This window comes from Aeromonas sp. s8 (genome assembly GCF_040907785.1).
GTDB classification, from domain to species: Bacteria; Pseudomonadota; Gammaproteobacteria; order Enterobacterales; family Aeromonadaceae; genus Aeromonas; species Aeromonas veronii.
On record NZ_JBFOCL010000014.1, the window covers coordinates 58,217 to 74,461 of the forward strand.

At 61.3% G+C, this 16,245-nt stretch carries 12 protein-coding genes and 1 tRNA gene; all 13 read right to left on the reverse strand.

Annotated features, from left to right (window positions below):
• Positions 1 to 21: 21 nt before the first annotated feature.
• Complete coding sequence (gene nuoF / locus AB5Y86_RS03910) at positions 22 to 1,407, reverse strand: NADH-quinone oxidoreductase subunit NuoF (RefSeq protein ID WP_368192189.1); 1,386 nt, start codon at positions 1,405 to 1,407, stop codon at positions 22 to 24.
• A complete protein-coding gene (nuoE, locus tag AB5Y86_RS03915) occupies positions 1,404 to 1,946 on the reverse strand; it encodes an NADH-quinone oxidoreductase subunit NuoE (protein WP_005337236.1) in 543 nt (180 codons plus the stop codon). Before nuoE ends, nuoF begins: the two co-directional genes overlap by 4 nt.
• A gap of 80 nt (positions 1,947 to 2,026) precedes the next feature.
• Positions 2,027 to 3,832: an NADH-quinone oxidoreductase subunit C/D gene (gene nuoC, locus AB5Y86_RS03920; RefSeq protein WP_005337234.1), complete on the reverse strand. Its 1,806-nt coding sequence runs from the start codon at positions 3,830 to 3,832 to the stop codon at positions 2,027 to 2,029.
• 2 nt (positions 3,833 to 3,834) lie between these two features.
• Entirely contained in the window at positions 3,835 to 4,509 is a 675-nt protein-coding gene (locus AB5Y86_RS03925) for an NADH-quinone oxidoreductase subunit B family protein (RefSeq protein WP_005344917.1), read from the reverse strand.
• A 29-nt stretch (positions 4,510 to 4,538) separates the two neighbouring features.
• Positions 4,539 to 4,943: an NADH-quinone oxidoreductase subunit A gene (locus tag AB5Y86_RS03930; protein WP_005344919.1), complete on the reverse strand. Its 405-nt coding sequence runs from the start codon at positions 4,941 to 4,943 to the stop codon at positions 4,539 to 4,541.
• A 379-nt stretch (positions 4,944 to 5,322) separates the two neighbouring features.
• A complete protein-coding gene (locus AB5Y86_RS03935) occupies positions 5,323 to 5,892 on the reverse strand; it encodes a DUF1566 domain-containing protein (protein WP_005351118.1) in 570 nt (189 codons plus the stop codon).
• 13 nt (positions 5,893 to 5,905) lie between these two features.
• Positions 5,906 to 7,345, reverse strand: a complete 1,440-nt coding sequence (locus AB5Y86_RS03940; protein WP_129503893.1) for a DUF1566 domain-containing protein — start codon at positions 7,343 to 7,345, stop codon at positions 5,906 to 5,908.
• Positions 7,346 to 7,404: 59 nt separating this feature from the next.
• Positions 7,405 to 9,852: a proprotein convertase P-domain-containing protein gene (locus AB5Y86_RS03945; protein ID WP_368192190.1), complete on the reverse strand. Its 2,448-nt coding sequence runs from the start codon at positions 9,850 to 9,852 to the stop codon at positions 7,405 to 7,407.
• Positions 9,849 to 11,855, reverse strand: a complete 2,007-nt coding sequence (locus tag AB5Y86_RS03950; RefSeq protein WP_368192191.1) for a prolyl oligopeptidase family serine peptidase — start codon at positions 11,853 to 11,855, stop codon at positions 9,849 to 9,851. Before AB5Y86_RS03950 ends, AB5Y86_RS03945 begins: the two co-directional genes overlap by 4 nt.
• Positions 11,855 to 13,993: a TonB-dependent hemoglobin/transferrin/lactoferrin family receptor gene (locus tag AB5Y86_RS03955; RefSeq protein ID WP_368192192.1), complete on the reverse strand. Its 2,139-nt coding sequence runs from the start codon at positions 13,991 to 13,993 to the stop codon at positions 11,855 to 11,857. The genes AB5Y86_RS03950 and AB5Y86_RS03955 overlap by 1 nt, the downstream gene beginning before the upstream one ends.
• Positions 13,994 to 14,157: 164 nt before the next feature.
• Positions 14,158 to 15,033 carry a flagellar motor protein MotB gene (locus AB5Y86_RS03960; protein ID WP_005351126.1) on the reverse strand — a complete coding sequence of 292 codons (876 nt, stop codon included), beginning with the start codon at positions 15,031 to 15,033 and terminating at the stop codon, positions 14,158 to 14,160.
• The gene (locus tag AB5Y86_RS03965; RefSeq protein WP_346214301.1) at positions 15,011 to 15,769 is read right to left on the reverse strand and encodes a flagellar motor protein; all 759 of its coding nucleotides are present in this window, start codon (positions 15,767 to 15,769) and stop codon (positions 15,011 to 15,013) included. The genes AB5Y86_RS03960 and AB5Y86_RS03965 overlap by 23 nt, the downstream gene beginning before the upstream one ends.
• A 382-nt stretch (positions 15,770 to 16,151) precedes the next feature.
• A tRNA-Ser gene (locus AB5Y86_RS03970) sits at positions 16,152 to 16,239 on the reverse strand.
• Positions 16,240 to 16,245 lie beyond the last annotated feature (6 nt).

Genomic DNA, 16,245 nt, shown 5'->3' on the forward strand with positions numbered 1-16,245 from the left:
TTTGTGAAATCTGTGGTGTCGTTACCAGCGCTCGCCCAGCAGATTGGGCTGGATCCCTTTGACCGGCTTGCGGTTATCACCGCTGCCTTTGATCCCGGCCTCGAATTCGGAGCGGAAATATTTGATGGCGCTGGCCAGCGGCTCGACGGCGCCCGGTGCGTGGGCGCAGAAGGTCTTGCCCGGGCCAAGGAAACCGCAGAGTTGCTCCAGAGTCGCCAGATCGCCGGATTGCCCTTCGCTACGCTCCAGTGCCCGCAGCAGCTTGACGCTCCAGGGCAGGCCATCGCGACAGGGCGTGCACCAGCCACACGACTCGCGGGCGAAGAACTCCTCCATGTTGCGCAGCAGGGAGACCATGCTGATGGAGTCATCCACCGCCATGGCGAGGCCAGTCCCCATTCGGGTGCCGACCTTGCCGATACCGGCGGTATACATCTGGGCATCGAGGTGCTCCGGCAGCAGGAAGCCGGTTCCCGCGCCGCCCGGTTGCCACGCTTTCAGGCGATAGCCGCTCTTCATCCCGCCGGCGTAATTTTCAAACAGCTCGCGGGCGGTGATGCCAAAGGGCAGCTCCCAGACCCCGGGGTTGTTCACCTTGCCGGAGAAGCCCATCAGCTTGGTGCCGTGATCTTCCGAGCCCGGCAGCGCCAGCCCGTGATACCAGGCGACTCCGTTGCCGATAATGGCGGGGACGTTGCAGAGGGTCTCGACGTTGTTGACGCAGGTGGGTTTGCCCCAGACGCCGGAAACGGCGGGGAAGGGGGGTTTGGCGCGCGGGTTGGCACGGCGCCCTTCCAGCGAATTGATCAACGCCGTCTCTTCACCACAGATGTAGCGGCCGGCACCGGTGTGGACGAACAGCTCGAAGTCAAAACCGGATCCCAGAATGTTCTTGCCCAGCAGACCGGCGGCCTTGGCCTCTTCCACCGCACGGCGCAGGTGGATGGCAGCATCCACATACTCGCCGCGCAGGAAGATATAGCCGCGATAGGCCTTGAGCGCCCGGGCACTGATGATCATCCCCTCGATCAGCAGATGGGGCAGTTGCTCCATCAGCAGGCGGTCTTTCCAGGTGTTGGGCTCCATCTCGTCGGCGTTGCAGAGCAGGTAACGGATGTTCATGCTCTCGTCTTTGGGCATCAGCCCCCACTTCACACCCGTGGGGAAGCCCGCGCCGCCACGCCCCTTGAGACCGGCATCCTTGACGGTACTGACAATCTCGTCCGGGCTCATCTGGCCGAGCGCCTTGCGGGCGGCTTCATAGCCCTGTTTGGCCTGATACTCCTCCAGCCACACCGGCTGGCCGTCATCCCGCAGCCGCCAGGTGAGCGGGTGGGTCTCGGGGGCTCGCGGGGTGCGATTGGCGGTGCCAAGAGAGGCGAGGATCTTGTTTTGCGTCAGGCTCATGGGTAAGCCTCCAGGGTTTTCAGCAAGGTCACCGGATCGAGGCCGCCATAGGTGTCGTCATCGATCATGATGGCTGGCCCCTTGTCGCAGTTGCCAAGGCAGCAGACCGGCAGCAGGGTGAAGCGGCCATCCGGGGTAGTTTGACCGGGGCCGAGGTTCATCACCTCCTTGAGACCGGCCAGCAGATCTTCATGGCCATTGATGTAGCAGACCATGCTGTCGCAGACGCGGATGATGTGACGCCCCACCGGCTGGCGGAAGATCTGGCTGTAGAAGGTGGCGACCCCCTCCACGTCGCTGGCGGGAATGCCGAGCTCGGCCGCGATGGCGTGAATGGCGCCGTCGGGAACCCAGCCTCTGGCCTGTTGCACGATCTTGAGCGCTTCGATGCTGGCGGCGCGGGGATCTTCGTAGTGGTGTTTCTCGTGTTCGATGGCATCGCGTTCAGCCTGGCTCAGAACGAAGTCGTCCTGTTTGCTGCTGCATGCCCCTTGCCCCTGTGGGGTCTGATTATTGTGACACTGACATTGCTGGCTCATGACTTGACCTTTGGTGGCTTGTCCTTTTACTGCTCGTCCGGCGATCCCGATTCCCGGCCATGGCCGGGAGGGCGGATCACTTAACGGTCCACATCCGACATAACAAAATCGATACTGCCCAGATAGACGATGAGGTCCGACACCATGCTGCCCTTGATCACCGAGGGGATCTGCTGCAGGTGAGCAAAGCTCGGGGTGCGGATCCGGGTCCGGTAGCTCATGGTGGAGCCGTCACTGGTCAGGTAGTAACTGTTGACCCCCTTGGTCGCCTCAATCATCTGGAACGACTCGGCAGCGGGCATCACCGGGCCCCAAGACACTTGCAGGAAGTGGTTGATCAGGGTCTCGATGTGCTGCAGGGTGCGCTCTTTGGGCGGCGGGGTGGTGAGGGGGTGATCTGCCTTGAAGGGGCCCTCCGGCATGTTCTTCATGCACTGCTCGATGATCGACATGCTCTGGCGGATCTCCTCGATCCGCACGGTGGCTCTGTCGTAGGCATCGCCATTGCTGCCGACCGGCACTTCAAAATCGAACTGATCGTAACCGGAGTAGGGGCGCCACTTGCGTATGTCGAAGTTGAGGCCGGTGGCGCGCAATCCGGCCCCCGTGGTGCCCCAGGACAACGCCTGCTCGGTGGTGTAGGCCGAGACGCCTATGGTGCGACCGCGCAGAATGCTGTTGCGCATCGCCGCTTTTTCGTAATCCATCAAGCGCTTGGGCAACCAGCTCAACAGGTTGTCCTGCACCAGCCGTTGCCATCCCTTCGGCAAGTCGTGGGCCACACCGCCGATACGGAACCAGGCCGGGTGCATGCGGGCACCGGTGATCGCTTCGATGATGGTGTAGATCTTCTGCCGGTCGGTGAAGGTGAAGAAGACCGGGGTCATGGCCCCCACGTCCTGGATATAGGTCCCGAGGAACAAGAGGTGGCTCTGGATGCGGAACAGCTCCGCCATCATCACCCGGATCATGTCGACCCGCTGCGGCACCTTGATGCCGGCCAGCTTCTCGACCGCCAGCACATAGGGGAGGTTGTTCATCACCCCGCCCAGATACTCGACCCGGTCGGTATAGGGGATGTAACTGTGCCAGGACTGGCGCTCGCCCATCTTCTCTGCACCACGATGGTGGTAGCCGATGTCGGGCACGCAGTTGCGGATCTCCTCGCCATCGAGCTGCAACACCAAGCGGAAGGCGCCGTGAGCAGAGGGGTGGTTGGGGCCGAGGTTGAGGAACATGTAGTCCTCGTTCTCGTTGCCGCGGGCCAGTCCCCACTCTTCCGGTTTGAACAGCAGGTTCTCCTGCTCCATGTCCTGTTTGGCGGCATCGAGCATGAAGGGATCGAATTCGGTAGCGCGCGCCGGGTAATCCTTGCGCAGCGGGTGACCCTGCCAGCTCTTGGGCATCATGATGCGGGTCAGATGGGGGTGGCCATCGAAGGTGATGCCCATCAGATCCCATACTTCCCGCTCGTACCAGTTGGCATTGGGGAAGTGGTTGGTGATGGTGGGCAGATGCAGGTCACTTTCGGCCAACGCCACTTTCAACATCACATCGGCGTTACGGTCGATGGAGATGAGGTGATAGAAGACGGTGAAATCGCTCTGGGGCAGACCGTCGCGATGGCTGCGCAGCCGCTCATCGGTGGCGCTGAGATCAAACAGCATCACAAACGGGGAGGGCACCTTGCGCAAAAAGCCCATCACATCCTGCAGCAGTTCGCGGGGAAGCCAGACCACCGGCACGCCGGTGCGCGTGGTCTGCACGGTGAAGTGCTCGGCCCCGAAGTGGGCAAACAGTTCGCCAATGACTTTGGCATCCTTGTGGTCGCTGGGCTGCCACTGGGCCATGGCGTAATTGCTGGGAAAATCACGAGTCAGTTTCATGGTCAGATCTCATCCGGCGTGCGCAGGTTGGTCACATTGATCCGTTCGCCGCGCTTGCGCTCTTTTTCGGCCTGCATCTGGGGACGGTAGATCCCCTGATCGCCCACCACCCAGGAGAGGGGGCGGCGCTCTTTGCCGATGGAGTCCTGCAGCAGCATCAGGGCTTGCAAAAAGGCTTCGGGACGGGGCGGGCAACCCGGAATGTAGACGTCGACCGGCAGGAACTTGTCCACCCCCTGCACCACTGAATAGATGTCATACATGCCGCCGGAGTTAGCACAGGCCCCCATGGAGATCACCCACTTGGGTTCGAGCAGCTGTTCATACAGGCGCTGGATAACTGGCGCCATCTTGATGAAGGGGGTCCCTGCAATCACCATGAAATCGGCCTGACGGGGCGAGGCACGGATAACTTCGGCGCCGAAGCGGGCCACATCGTGGGGGGAGGTGAAGGCGGTACACATCTCCACGTAGCAGCAGGAGATGCCGAAGTTGTAAGGCCAGAGGGAGTTTTTGCGGCCCCAGTTGACTGTGTCTTGCAGCACCTCCTCGAGGCGGCCCATCATGATGCCGCGCGTCGCTTCTTGCGCCAGTGGGTCATCGACGGTCTGGCGCTGCTCCTGGGGGTAGCGCTCAACGGGTGCATCCGGGTCAATCCGGGTCAGGGTGTACTTCATGGTGCAACCTCAAGGAAAGGGTCTGTGGTTCAATCACTGTTTTTGTTGTTCAGCTGCGGTTTGCGCGGTGACCAGTCCAGTGCGCCGATGCGCCAGAGGTAGATCAGGCCGATAAGCAGCAGTCCGATGAAAATGGTGGCTTCAATAAAGCCGACCCAGCCGCTCTCCCGCACGGAGACAGACCAGGCAAACAGGTAGAGCGCCTCGACGTCGAAGATGACGAAGAACATGGCGACCAGATAGAACTTGGCGGAAAAACGCAGGCGGGCACTGCCGACCGAGTCGACACCAGATTCAAATGGCTTGTTCTTGGTGCGGCCGTAGGCACGACCTCCCAGCAGGGCAGCGAGGCCTATCATCACCAGACAGATGGTGATGGCACCGATGACATAAATGGCAAAAGCCCAATGTTGAGCAGAAATATCAGCAAACATAGAGGTTTTTCCTAACCAAATTAATCAAGCGACTTAACAATAATGTTACGCATTATGACACTTTCGCACTGATTTACATGTCATTTTTACGGGTTAATTATTAATCGGTTAACCGGTAATTAAATTTTGTTAAGAAGCGCACTTTTTTGTTGGTTATGGCGGGCGAGAAAGGCCTGGAAAGCGCAGAGAGCTGCTCCTCGTCATCACCTGAAAGGGGTAAATGCCGCGGGCGAAGCCGGATCAGGTCGGTATCGCGGGCAGGGGGCACAGGCGGGAGAAGAGCGTGATGGCGGGTGAGGTAGGGGGGCGGCAAGAGCAATAAAAAGAGAGGCTTTCAAGCCTCTCCTGTCATCGCGTTCCGGTTTCGAGCGTGGGGCGGTCAGGGTTTATTGGCGACCAACAAGACCTGATCCGGGTAGGCGCCAATGGAGCGAAGACCGATGTCTCCCGAGGTGATATCCAGATACGCCCGCTGACCATTGGCGGAGGTTACCGTGCTGCTCATCAGATAGACATAGCCCTCATTGACCTCTTTACCGCCCCCCGCCATGGCACGCGGGAAAATGGCTTCATTGAGAGAGGGCTTGTAGCAGGCGTGCTCGACCAGGGTCGCCAGCTCCTTGATGTCGGGCAGGCGCCACTGGCTGATACCGCCGAAGTGATAGAGAGCATGGCTGCTGTCACTGCGGATCCGCTCCGCCACTTGCAGCCCCTGCTGCCAGTAGTAAACGGTCGGTTCACCCAGGCAACTGCTGCCACTCCATGTCTGCCCCAGTTTGCATCGCATCCAGGTGAGGCCGGTGTGTTGATCCGTGACGGTGCCGTTGCCATGGTCAAGAAAACGGGCAGAGGGGGCGGTGCGATCCATGGTGTCATCACAAATGGCAGCACCGTGGGCCAGGGGGGCCAGCAGTGCCAGCATGGCGAACGAAAAGCGATAAAGGCTCATGATATTCCTCGGATTATTGGGGAGTGGCGACCAGTCGTACTTGCATCAGCTCGATATAGGTATCTTGCTGCACCAGCGCGGGATAGGTGGTGCCCGCATCTTCTCCCAGGAGCAGGACTGTGCGTTTGCTGATGGGGCCACCGGAGAAGCGCTGAGCTGTGTTGCTGGTGGCGCTCCAGTAGTAGCCATGGTAGGTGTCATCTTCCGAGGGGGCGATATCCGGGAAGTAACGGGTATCCACGATGATGCGCTGACCCAGCGGGTCCTTGGCCAGGCTACCGTAGTGCATCAGTGACATCAGTTCACCCATGGTGGGCAGCCGCCACTGGCTGATGCCGCAGCGCTGCTCGCCATTTAGCCACTGCTGATACGCGCGGGTGGTCAGCATGGTGGTCAGCGCCTGTGCCCGGGCGAGGGCCGCCAGATCTCCTTCGGCGGTGAGCTGTTCGATCCTCTTATGAATATGCTGGTAGGCCGCTTGCTGCTCGCCTGCGGTCGCCTTGAACTGCTCATCCTCATAGGCAAAGGGTCTGCTTTTCCAGGCCGGGCTCAAGGGATCGTCCGATTTGACCTCCCACACCAGACCGGTATTGAGATCCTTGACGCACTGCCAGCTCGGCGCGTTGTCGGGGAGCACCTGACCGCGATCATCGAGTTTGCGATAGGCAAGCTGGGGACGAGTGCGATTCCAGCTGGCATCTTGTCCCGGATAGTCATCGGGTTCCTGTTCCAGCAGCGGGTCGTTGCCATCGCTGAAGGTGGTGACGCCGGTGACGGTCAGCAGGTTGCGTGGCTGCTGTTGCACCAGCAGGGTCAGTAGCTCGCTTTGGGTCTCTTCGGCAAACTGGCCGTTGCGCTGCCACTCCTGAGCCAATTGCGCCAGCATCAGGCTGATGGCGCGATAGCTGGTGGTGAGCAACTGGGTCTCCTTGGCGGTGGCAAGGCGTGTGCGGGCCTGTTGCTGCAAGCTGATCGCCACCTGCTGTAGCGCCTGATCAAACTGGCCGAGACCTGCGAGGGCTGCTCGGTCGCTGCCCGGTTGCAGCGGCGCGAGATCGGCCAGCAGCAGTGACAGTGCGCGATCGGCGGCCACCCCTTCGGCAATGCGGCTCTGCCACAGGGTGCTGAGCAGGGTCGGTTGTAGCCGTTGTGGATCCCCTTTGGCGGCCGGATGTGCCAGCAGCAGGCCTCCGCTCCTCGGTACGAACAGCAGGGGCGAGTTGACGATGTTGGCCGAACGGCTGACCAGGGCCACAACTCCTTCGCCGCTGACGGCAGGGTCGGCAGGATCACATTGCCAGTTCTGATCCAGATCGGCGCACAGGGTACCGGCGGTCGGCAGAGCGACATCGACCCGGTAGTCCGGGATCGCCAGTGGTGCGTTATCTTCCCCGCCGCCACAGGCGCTGAGCAGGGCTGAGAGGGTTGCAATAACCAGTACGGATGGTTTCACTTCACATTCCTTGATTCGGTCACAGGTACACGGGGGCGGTAACCCCCGTGGTGCAGGATTCAACGGCGCGGGGTGCTCCGGCGCCAGAGGCGGGGCCAGAGGGCCAGCAACAGCAGCAGGGGGGAAGTCGTGCCGCCACCCCCTTCATCCTGCTCAAGGGGAATGATGCCGGTGTTGGGCAGGGCTTCATCCTTGTCACAGCGGGCGCCGACTTGCTGGGCGACCCGCCAGCTGCGTAACTGACCGGTGTCACCGGCGCTGGTGTCGTTGATCTCCAGTAGCCAGCGGCCAGAGAGCGGTTCGCCGTGAAGCTTATCGAGTGATTCGAACGGTACCAGTTCACGGGGGAACTCCCCCTTGAGCCGGGTATGGCTGGCGTAACCCTTGTTCCACAGGCTGATCCGGGTACCGTAAGGGGAGGTGAGCCAGATCTCCAGCTGCTCCAGCTTGCTGTGCTCCAGATCGAGGGCGACCACGAATCCGCTGTCGATGCGGGCCTTGCTCTCGGGCAGGGCGAGAGTGAAGCGGGACAGGCCGTGCCGCTCATCGCTCACCGCATCCTTGATCTGGCCACCCTGGCCGATGGCCCGCTGCCAGAGCGGTTCACCGATCGGCAGTTGCAGGTCAAGGCGGGTCTGGCGCTCGGTGGGGCTGGGCAGGGTGAGCTGGAACTGCAGCGGCAAGGTGACTGCCTCGCCACAGGTCAAGTTGCTCGCCGCTTCCAGCGGCAGGGGCCAGCGGGCGGTGCCATCGGCGTTGAGCTCTCCCTGCCAGTGATCGTCACCCATGAGCCCCTTGGTCGGGAGCAAGCTGGCGTCAGCCACGGTCAGGGGGCGGCCGCTCTGGTTGGTCAATTCGATGGCGAGGCTCTTTTTCTCCCCGGGCAACAGGTAGCTGTCATCGGCAAGGCGGGCCGCGATGGGCGTGGGCAGCAGGGCGTGGTGGCGGAAGGCCTGCTCCAGCAGCTTGCCATAACTGCGATCCGGATAGAGGCGGTTGGCGGTATCCACGGTGACCCGCGCCAGCTGGGGCATCCGCACCTGCGGGCCGAGGCCGAAGTGGGATTCAATCAGCAGGGTATCGAACTCGTCACGGGCTACCTCGCCATATTGTTCAACGGCCTGGCGCAGCGCGGTGAAGAGCGGGGTGCCCCACAGCTGGTCGCCGTTGCTGCCGTTGATGGTGAGGTGAGCCGGATAGAGGAAGCCCGGATGATAGCGCGCCCGCAGATCATCGAGCTGACGGGGCGTCCGGCCGCTGATCCTGGCATCCCAGTTGAAGACCATGAAAGGCTCGAACTGGCGAGCCTCTGGACTACGCTGGCGCCAGCTGGCGGCCAGATAGTCGCTAAAGCCCTCGCCGATGGCGCCCCAGTCACCCTCTTCTCCCATGTCGGGCAGGATATGGTGCTGCACCGCATGGCCAAACTCGTGCCAGATCACCATGGGATCTTCCGCATCGGGTACCCCTATCCGGCCAATTTCCAACCGGCGCAGGAAGGGGTCATAGAGGGAGTTGTCCTGCTCCCCGGCATCGGTATCGATGGCCAGGGGGCCGCCCATCAGTGTCGGGTAGCCAAGGGATTCCACATGGCGCTGGGCCAGATCCAGATGGTAGTAGCCATTGATATCGAGGAAGGCGGGCTGCTGGTGATCCAGCTGGAAGCCATCGGCATCAGGGCTGCTAAAGGGGGCAGTTTCCGGCGCCGTGCCATCCACGACCCGGGCGCGTGGGCCATTTAGCTGGTAGGTGTCATCCACCTTTTGTACCCTGAGCGGCACGGTGCGATAGGCCCCGTTGTCCAGCACCAGATCGTGGCGCCACAGCAAATTGCCATCTTGCAACTGGGTGCGTGGGTCGAGGGCAAAGATGCGGGCCTGCACCGTGGCCGTTTCCCCTGCCAGCGGTGCCGCTTCGGCACGGCTGTTGGCCTCTTGCAGCGTGCGCCCCAGCAGGGCGCTGCCATCGCAGGTGACAAACAGTTGCCAGTGGCTGCTTTTGCTGTTGCCCGGCTGGCTTTCCACCGCCAGCAGGCGCCAGGCCGCAGTCAGTGTGTCGCCATCCTGCCAGTACCACGGCTGGGCCTCGTCACTGCCAGCGAATTTCCACACCGTACCATCCAGCGTGGCGGTATAGGCATCCACCCCGGCGCGGCTTGCTTCATCACATGGCGCCGCCTGTGCCTGCATCAGCCGGGTATTGTGATAAAGGCGCCACGGGCGACCCTGCTCATCGAGACTGACGGCGGCCATCAGGCCAGCGATCGGTGCGCCATTGAGCTGCTGGCGATAATGCAGATAGTGGCCCAGCTTGCCTTGGCGCTGATAGGCCGGGGCATCACTCAGGGTGACGCCGAGCTGCTGTTCGAGCCAGAGGCGGGTATCGGCCGGGGCGTCCTGTTCGACAAAACGCAGTTCGGCGGCCTGAGTGGAAAAGCCAGCCAGCCCCAGCAAGAGGGCGGGCAACAGGGGTTTCATAGTGGTACTCCCAATCAGCGGCAGGGTCATTGATTGATCCCCGCCAGATGCAACAAGAAGGCAAATTCACGAGCCCGATCGCCACCACCGGCGCGGTGGCCTCCCTCCAGTTCGGTCAGCAGCAGGTAGGGGCCGGGGCCCGTGCTGTGCTCCCGCAGGCGGGCCAGCCACTTGACCGGCTCCCAGTAGGGCACCTGGCTGTCGTGCAGGGCGGTAGTGACCAGCAGGGGCGGGTAGGGGGCGCGCTGCAGGTTGTCGTAGGGGCTGATGCGACGCATCGCCTGATACTCTGCGGGCTTGGCCGGATTGCCCCACTCTTGGTACTCCTGACGGGTCAAGGGGAGGGCAGGATCGCTCATGGTGCCGAGCATATCGACGAAGGGAACCTGCAACACGGCGCCGCTAAAGAGTGTCGGTTGCTGGTTGAGGGCCGCAGCAACCAGGGTGCCCCCCGCGCTGCCCCCCATGGCAAACAGGGGCAGGGGAGCAGAGTCGGGCGACCAGTGGCGCAGGGCGTGACCGGCTGCGATAAAGTCGCTGATGCCGTTCTGCTTGTGGATGCCCCGCCCGTCGCGGGTCCACTGCTCCCCCAGCATGCCGCCGCCGCGCACATGGGCGATGGCGTAGACAAAGCCCCGATCCAGCAGGCTCAACAGCTCTTTCTGGTAGTAGGGGCGCATCGGCGTGCCATAGGCGCCATAGCCATAGAGCAGTACAGCGCGAGGGGCCAGATCCTTGCGCCACACCAGCGAGACAGGTACCCGGGTGCCATCGGCAGAGGTGATCCAGCGCCGCTCGCTCTGATAGGGCAATGCTTTATTGCCTGCGGTGTGCTGGTCGTTGATCCACTGGCCGCTGTTTAAATCCAGCCAGCGCTGGCCGGGGGGCTGACTCAAGCCCTGACTGCGCACCAGAATGCGGTCGCTGGCCGGGTCATGTTTTCCTTGCAGCCAGCCGGTACCGGCGCCACTGGCCAGCGGCAGGCGCTGGCGTTCATGGCCGTTGCGATCGAGCAGGGCGAGCCAATCCTCCCCCTGCTGGCGAAACTGCACCACCAGATGGCGATCAAACAGTCGCCACTTCTCGGGATCGCCGAGATCCTCCCCGGCGCTGGGCCAGAGGCGCTGCCACTCACCGAGTGGCGTGTTGGCTGAGTAGAGGGCAAATGCCCCCTCCCGGTTGCTCTTGATCACCCAGCCGGATTGACTGTCCAGATAGTATTCCACCCCGCGCTGGCGGGGTTTTATCTGCTGCGGCTTGCCCGAGTCGAGCAGGTACTGCTCCGAGCTGTCGTGGTTGTTGCCCTGCAACACCAGATGTTGGCCATCCGTGGTGCGATAGAGGCTGAGCAGCCAGGCGGGATCCTGCTCCTCATAGAGAGTCTGCTCCTGGCCATCCTGCCAGCCGCGCAGCTGCCAGGGGCGCAGGGTATCGCGCTCGTTGGCGATGGTGTAGAGGGTGCGACCATCTTGTGACCAGGCGAGATCAGCGCTGCGCTGTGCCAAACTGGCCAGCGCCTTGCCGCTTTGGAGATCGAGCAGGGTGACCTGATAGTCGAGATCGCCGCGCCTGTCTTCGGCGATGGCCAGTGTGCGGTTATCCGGGCTCAGGGCCCAGCCGCCCGCTTCGTAATAGCCCTCACCCGCTCTGGCGGGAAGCCGTTGCTGCACCTTGCCCCCGTGGCGTTGCCAGAGTGAGCCATCCGGGCGCAGCAGCCATGCCTGATCGCCGCGGACAAGCCAGTTCTCTGGCACAGATTCCCCCGCCGGATGACGGGCAAACTCGGCGCGCAAGGTTGCTTCCAGCGGCTGCTGCGCGGCGAGCTGCTGCTCGCTCCAGCGATTTTGCTGCTTGAGCAGGGCGAGAATGGCCGGGTTGCTGCGGCTCTCGTCCCGCAACCAGAAGTAGGGATCCTGGCGTACGGGATTGCCTGAAATCAGGTGTGGCTGGGACGGGATCGGCGGTGGCAGGGCCTCTTGCGCCCACGCCAACGGGGCGGCCAACAGGGCCGCCATGATTGCATGATGCGTCATCACATCCCCACGAAACGGTAGCTGAGGCTGGCTGACAGGTAGCGGCCGCTCTGGCTGTAGAGGGAGGTGTCGCTGCCAGCCGGGAGTCCGGCCACATCCTGATAGCGGACATAGCGGGTATCGAGCAGGTTGCCGATGGTGGCATTGACCTTGAGCGCCTCGGTGATCTGCCAGTCGCCGGTGAGGTCCAGGCTGAACCAGCCTGCGCTGCTCTGGCAGGCACCGTTGTAGCCAGTCTGCGCATTGGCGCACTGTGGCACCTTGGTCATGGCGGCGGCATAGTTGCCACTGAGCTCAACCCCCCAGTCGAGCTGTTGCCAGCGCAGGGTGGTGTTGCCTTCCAGCGGTGTCTGGGTGCGCAGCGGCTCACCGCGGTGATCCTTGCCATCCATCCAGGCCAGATTGGTCGAAAGCTCCCACTCGTCGCTCAGCCAGAGGCTGGCGGCCAGCTCGGCGCCCCAGGTTTCTGCTTTGGCAACGTTGCGATATTGGCGCAGGAAGACACCGTCATCGAGGCGAAAACCGGTCTGGCGCCAGTCGATGAAGTTGTAGTAGCGGTTGTAGAAAACGGCCGGTTTGACGCTCCAGTTGTCGCTTTGGCCATTCACTCCCCACTCCAGACTGTGGCTGGTCTCCTCCTTGAGGTTGGGGTTGGCAATGATCTCGAATGGCGGCATGGCAAAGTAGTGGGGAATGTTGCCGTAAACCTGATCGTAAGCGGGGGCGCGGAAGCCGTTGGCATAGCTGAGCCAGCTGCGCCATGTTTCGTTGAAGCGGTAACTGGCCGCCACACTGGGGGAGATGTGATCGCTGTGGTTCTCGGCCAGATTGCTGTCCGGTGCGCGCAGGCGCTGGCGGTCAAAGCGCAGGGTCGGGGTAAACTGCCAGTTGCCCAGATCGATCACATCGCTCAGCCAGATGCCATCGCGGCGGGTCTCGGCCTTGCTGAAGGGGGCTTTCTGTCCCTGGGTGGTGATGCCATCTTCCAGGGTCAGATTGCTGACCGGTCGCTCATGGTTGGCCTGCTCCAGCTCCACACCGTAGCTGAAGGTGTGATCCAGCGAGCCGGTGCTCAGCTTGCTCTGCAACTCCAGCTCGCTGCCAAGGCGCAGTTCCTCGAACGTGGAGAGGGTGCGCTGGCTGCGATATCTGGGATAGCCGCTCAGGGCATCGTTGCGCAGCAGCTGGCGCTGGTTGGCTTCGTTGCGTGACTGGTTGCCAAACAGGCTCCAGTTGAGGGTATCGACCATGCCCAGATCGCTGGCTTCCCAGCTGAACTTGCCGCCCTGGGTGCGCTGATCGCCATCTTCCTGAAAACCGACCACGTCCCAGCTGCCATCGGGTTGGGGCACCGCTTTGGGCCCCATCTGGCGTTTGGCGTGATCCTCGTAGTAGTCCAGCTCCAGCCGCAGAGCGTGATGGGCATTGAGGGGGAGGCGGCTGCTGGTGGAGGCACTCATGCCATCCAAATCAGCCGGAATGCGGTTCTCTTCAAAGTTGGCGGTTTCGTTGCCACGCCAGCCGGAGAGGCGCAACAGATGTTCGCTCTCCAGTGCCCGCACCGCGCCGGTCATGCTGAGCTTCTTCTTGTTGCTGTCGCCACCGTAGAGGGTTTTGGCCGCCAGATAGCTATCTTGCTGTTGCAGATAATCTTCCGGCTGCTTGGTATTCATCACCACGGTGCCGCCGATGGCATCAGAGCCATGCAGGGAGGAGCCGGCCCCCTTGGCCACCTCAATCTGCTTGATGTCATCAAGGTCGAAGTTGAAGCGACCCACCTTGTCATTGATGTTGTCGGCGCCAAAGCCGTCGCTGACGCGCACCCCATCCTTGATCAGCAGGATGCGGTTGCCACCGATGCCGCGCACGCTGATGTTTTGCGGTCGCCCGGCAGAGCCGGTGACCGAGACACCGGGGATCTTGCGAAACACATGGGTCAGCTCGCTGGCGACCTGACGGTCCAGCTCTTCCTGAGTGATGACGGTGATGGAGCCGGAGACATCGGAGAGTTTCTGTTGTACCCGTTGCCCGGTGACAATGATGGTGTCGTCGCTGCGCGCCTTCTCCACAGGGAGAAGATCGGCCGCGCCAGCGGAGGCACACAGGAGTGCCGGCCATGCCTGAAGCAGTTTGTTCATAATGATAATTGTTTTTATTTAAGCCTGAGGGGCGGCATTATTGCAGAGGCCTGACCACTTGACAACAAATGGCAATCATTATCATTAAGATCTTATGGTGTTGATATTATTGAGTTATTTGTTTTTTTCAAAAGAGGCTCCCGCGCGAAGCGGGAGCGGGGGGATCAGGGCTTGAGCAGTTGCAGTGACTCTTCTGCTGCCTTGCCTTGAGAGAGGGTGATATCGACCCGGCGGTTCGCCTGGCGATGTTCGGGGGTGTCATTGGCAAAGCGGGGTTGGGTGTCGGCAACACCCTGAGCGATGACTCGTCTGGCATCCAGCTGGGGATTGGTCAGCATGGTCTGCACGATGGAGGAGGCTCGCAGCACCGAGAGCTCCCAGTTGTTGCGATAGAGCTCCACCGGCGCTTGGGAGTTGTCGGTATGACCGGTGACCACTACCTGCCCCGGGATGTTGGCCAAAATGCCGGCGATCTTGTTGACCAGCGGGATGAACTGGGGCTGCAGGAACGCCGAATCGGCGGGAAACAGCGCCTTCTCGCCGATGCGGATCACCAGCTGACTGCCAAGCTGCTCGACCTCCAGATCCTTCGATTCAATCTGGGCCTTTAGCTGCTGCTCCAGCTTCTGCTTGGTCACCTGCACCCACTCCTGCTCCTGGGTCTTGTGGGGCCAGGCTTCGGTGGCGCTCGGTTTTTCTGAGGCACCTATGGTCTCGTTGAAGGGGTCCGATGCCGCCATGGGGGCATCTTTCTCCAGCACAGTCTCCTCTTTCGGGCTGCTCGGCGTAGTTTTTGATTCTGGCTCGAGAATCCCTGTGCCCCCCTGCATCAAGGGGGAGCCGGCAGGCGGGGAGATGAGGCCGATTTTACCCAGCGACTCGATAAAGCCCTGGATAAGCACCCGGGTTTCGGACTGTTTGGCCATGGCAAAGGAGTAGAGCACCACAAACAGGGCGAACAGCAGGGTCATGAAGTCGGCATAGGATACCAGCCAGCGTTCATGGTTCTCCGGTGCTTCAGCCTTTTTCTTTTTGGCCACCGTGACCTCCCAGATAAGGTTCGAGGGTAACTTGCAGGCGTGCCTGGGATTCGCCATCCACGATGCAGAGAATGCCGGTCAGGGTCATCTCCTTGTAGTGGCGGATCTGGTGGGCAAAGCCTTTGTAGCGGTTGCCGAACGGCAAGAAGATCAGGTTGGCTGCGGATACCCCGTAGATGGTGGCGATAAAGGCCACCGCGATGGCGCCGCCCAGCTTGTCGGGGGCATCCAGCAGACCCATGGCGTGGATCAGGCCAAATACCGCTCCGACGATCCCCATGGTCGGGCAGTAGCCGCCCATGGCTTCATAGAATTTGACCGTCTGTTCGAGATCTTCCTGTTCAAATTCGATCTCGTTCTCCAGCACCTCGTGGATTTTGTTCTTCTCGTAGCCATCGACCATCATCTGCACCCCTTTCTTCAGGAAGGGATCCTTGATCTCCTCGATCATCCCTTCCAGCGCCAGCATGCCGCTGCGGCGAGCATTGCCTGCCAGGGTCTCCAGCAACTGTGCCTGCTCCAGCAGGTCGAGTTTGAGGGGGGAGAGCAGCCATTTGAAACGCCTCATGGTGCTGCCGACAACGGAGAAGGGGAACTGGGTCAGCGCAGCACCTATGGTGCCACCTATCACGATAAGAAATGCGGGCAGATCGAGCAGTGCACTGGGATGACCACCCTCGATCATGTTGCCGCCAAGGATGGCGATCAACGCCAGTACCAAGCCAATCAAGCTCATCTTTTACACGTTCCTGCATGTTGATAATGGCTAGTGTAGCTACTTAAGTATCAGTTTTTCAAAATGAAATCCAATCGCTGAGCAATTAATGGGCGCTGGGTAACGTCCATAAAAGAAGGCGTGTTGCGGCCATAAGATGGCATTGCAATCATCTTGTTGCTCCTGTTGTGACAGGAAGTAACGCTTGTCGGGTGGGGCAATCACAAAAGCAAGCTAGGGGGCGGGTGCTGGCAATATGAAAAGCTGTGATGTTCCATCAGGGCTTTGCAAACCGGGGGATGAGAGCGTGGATGATCTGCCACTGCGTGGCTCTGGCTCACTTGTCGACATAGGTGTTTGCCGGAAAGCAAAAAACCGACCCTGAGGTCGGTTTTTTTAGATTTGGCGGTGAGGGAGGGATTCGAACCCTCGATACGTTGCCGTATACACACTTTCCAGGCGTGCTCCTTCAGCCACTCGGACACCTCACCAAATTT

Excerpts from the sequence above, each read along its gene's own strand:
- nuoF (WP_368192189.1), bottom strand. The coding sequence starts at position 1,407 with ATGAGCCTGACGCAAAACAAGATCCTCGCCTCTCTTGGCACCGCCAAT.
- nuoE (WP_005337236.1), bottom strand. The coding sequence starts at position 1,946 with ATGAGCCAGCAATGTCAGTGTCACAATAATCAGACCCCACAGGGGCAA.
- nuoC (WP_005337234.1), bottom strand. The coding sequence starts at position 3,832 with ATGAAACTGACTCGTGATTTTCCCAGCAATTACGCCATGGCCCAGTGG.
- AB5Y86_RS03925 (WP_005344917.1), bottom strand. The coding sequence starts at position 4,509 with ATGAAGTACACCCTGACCCGGATTGACCCGGATGCACCCGTTGAGCGC.
- AB5Y86_RS03930 (WP_005344919.1), bottom strand. The coding sequence starts at position 4,943 with ATGTTTGCTGATATTTCTGCTCAACATTGGGCTTTTGCCATTTATGTC.
- AB5Y86_RS03935 (WP_005351118.1), bottom strand. The coding sequence starts at position 5,892 with ATGAGCCTTTATCGCTTTTCGTTCGCCATGCTGGCACTGCTGGCCCCC.
- AB5Y86_RS03945 (WP_368192190.1), bottom strand. The coding sequence starts at position 9,852 with ATGACCCTGCCGCTGATTGGGAGTACCACTATGAAACCCCTGTTGCCC.
- AB5Y86_RS03950 (WP_368192191.1), bottom strand. The coding sequence starts at position 11,855 with ATGACGCATCATGCAATCATGGCGGCCCTGTTGGCCGCCCCGTTGGCG.
- AB5Y86_RS03955 (WP_368192192.1), bottom strand. The coding sequence starts at position 13,993 with ATGAACAAACTGCTTCAGGCATGGCCGGCACTCCTGTGTGCCTCCGCT.
- AB5Y86_RS03965 (WP_346214301.1), bottom strand. The coding sequence starts at position 15,769 with ATGAGCTTGATTGGCTTGGTACTGGCGTTGATCGCCATCCTTGGCGGC.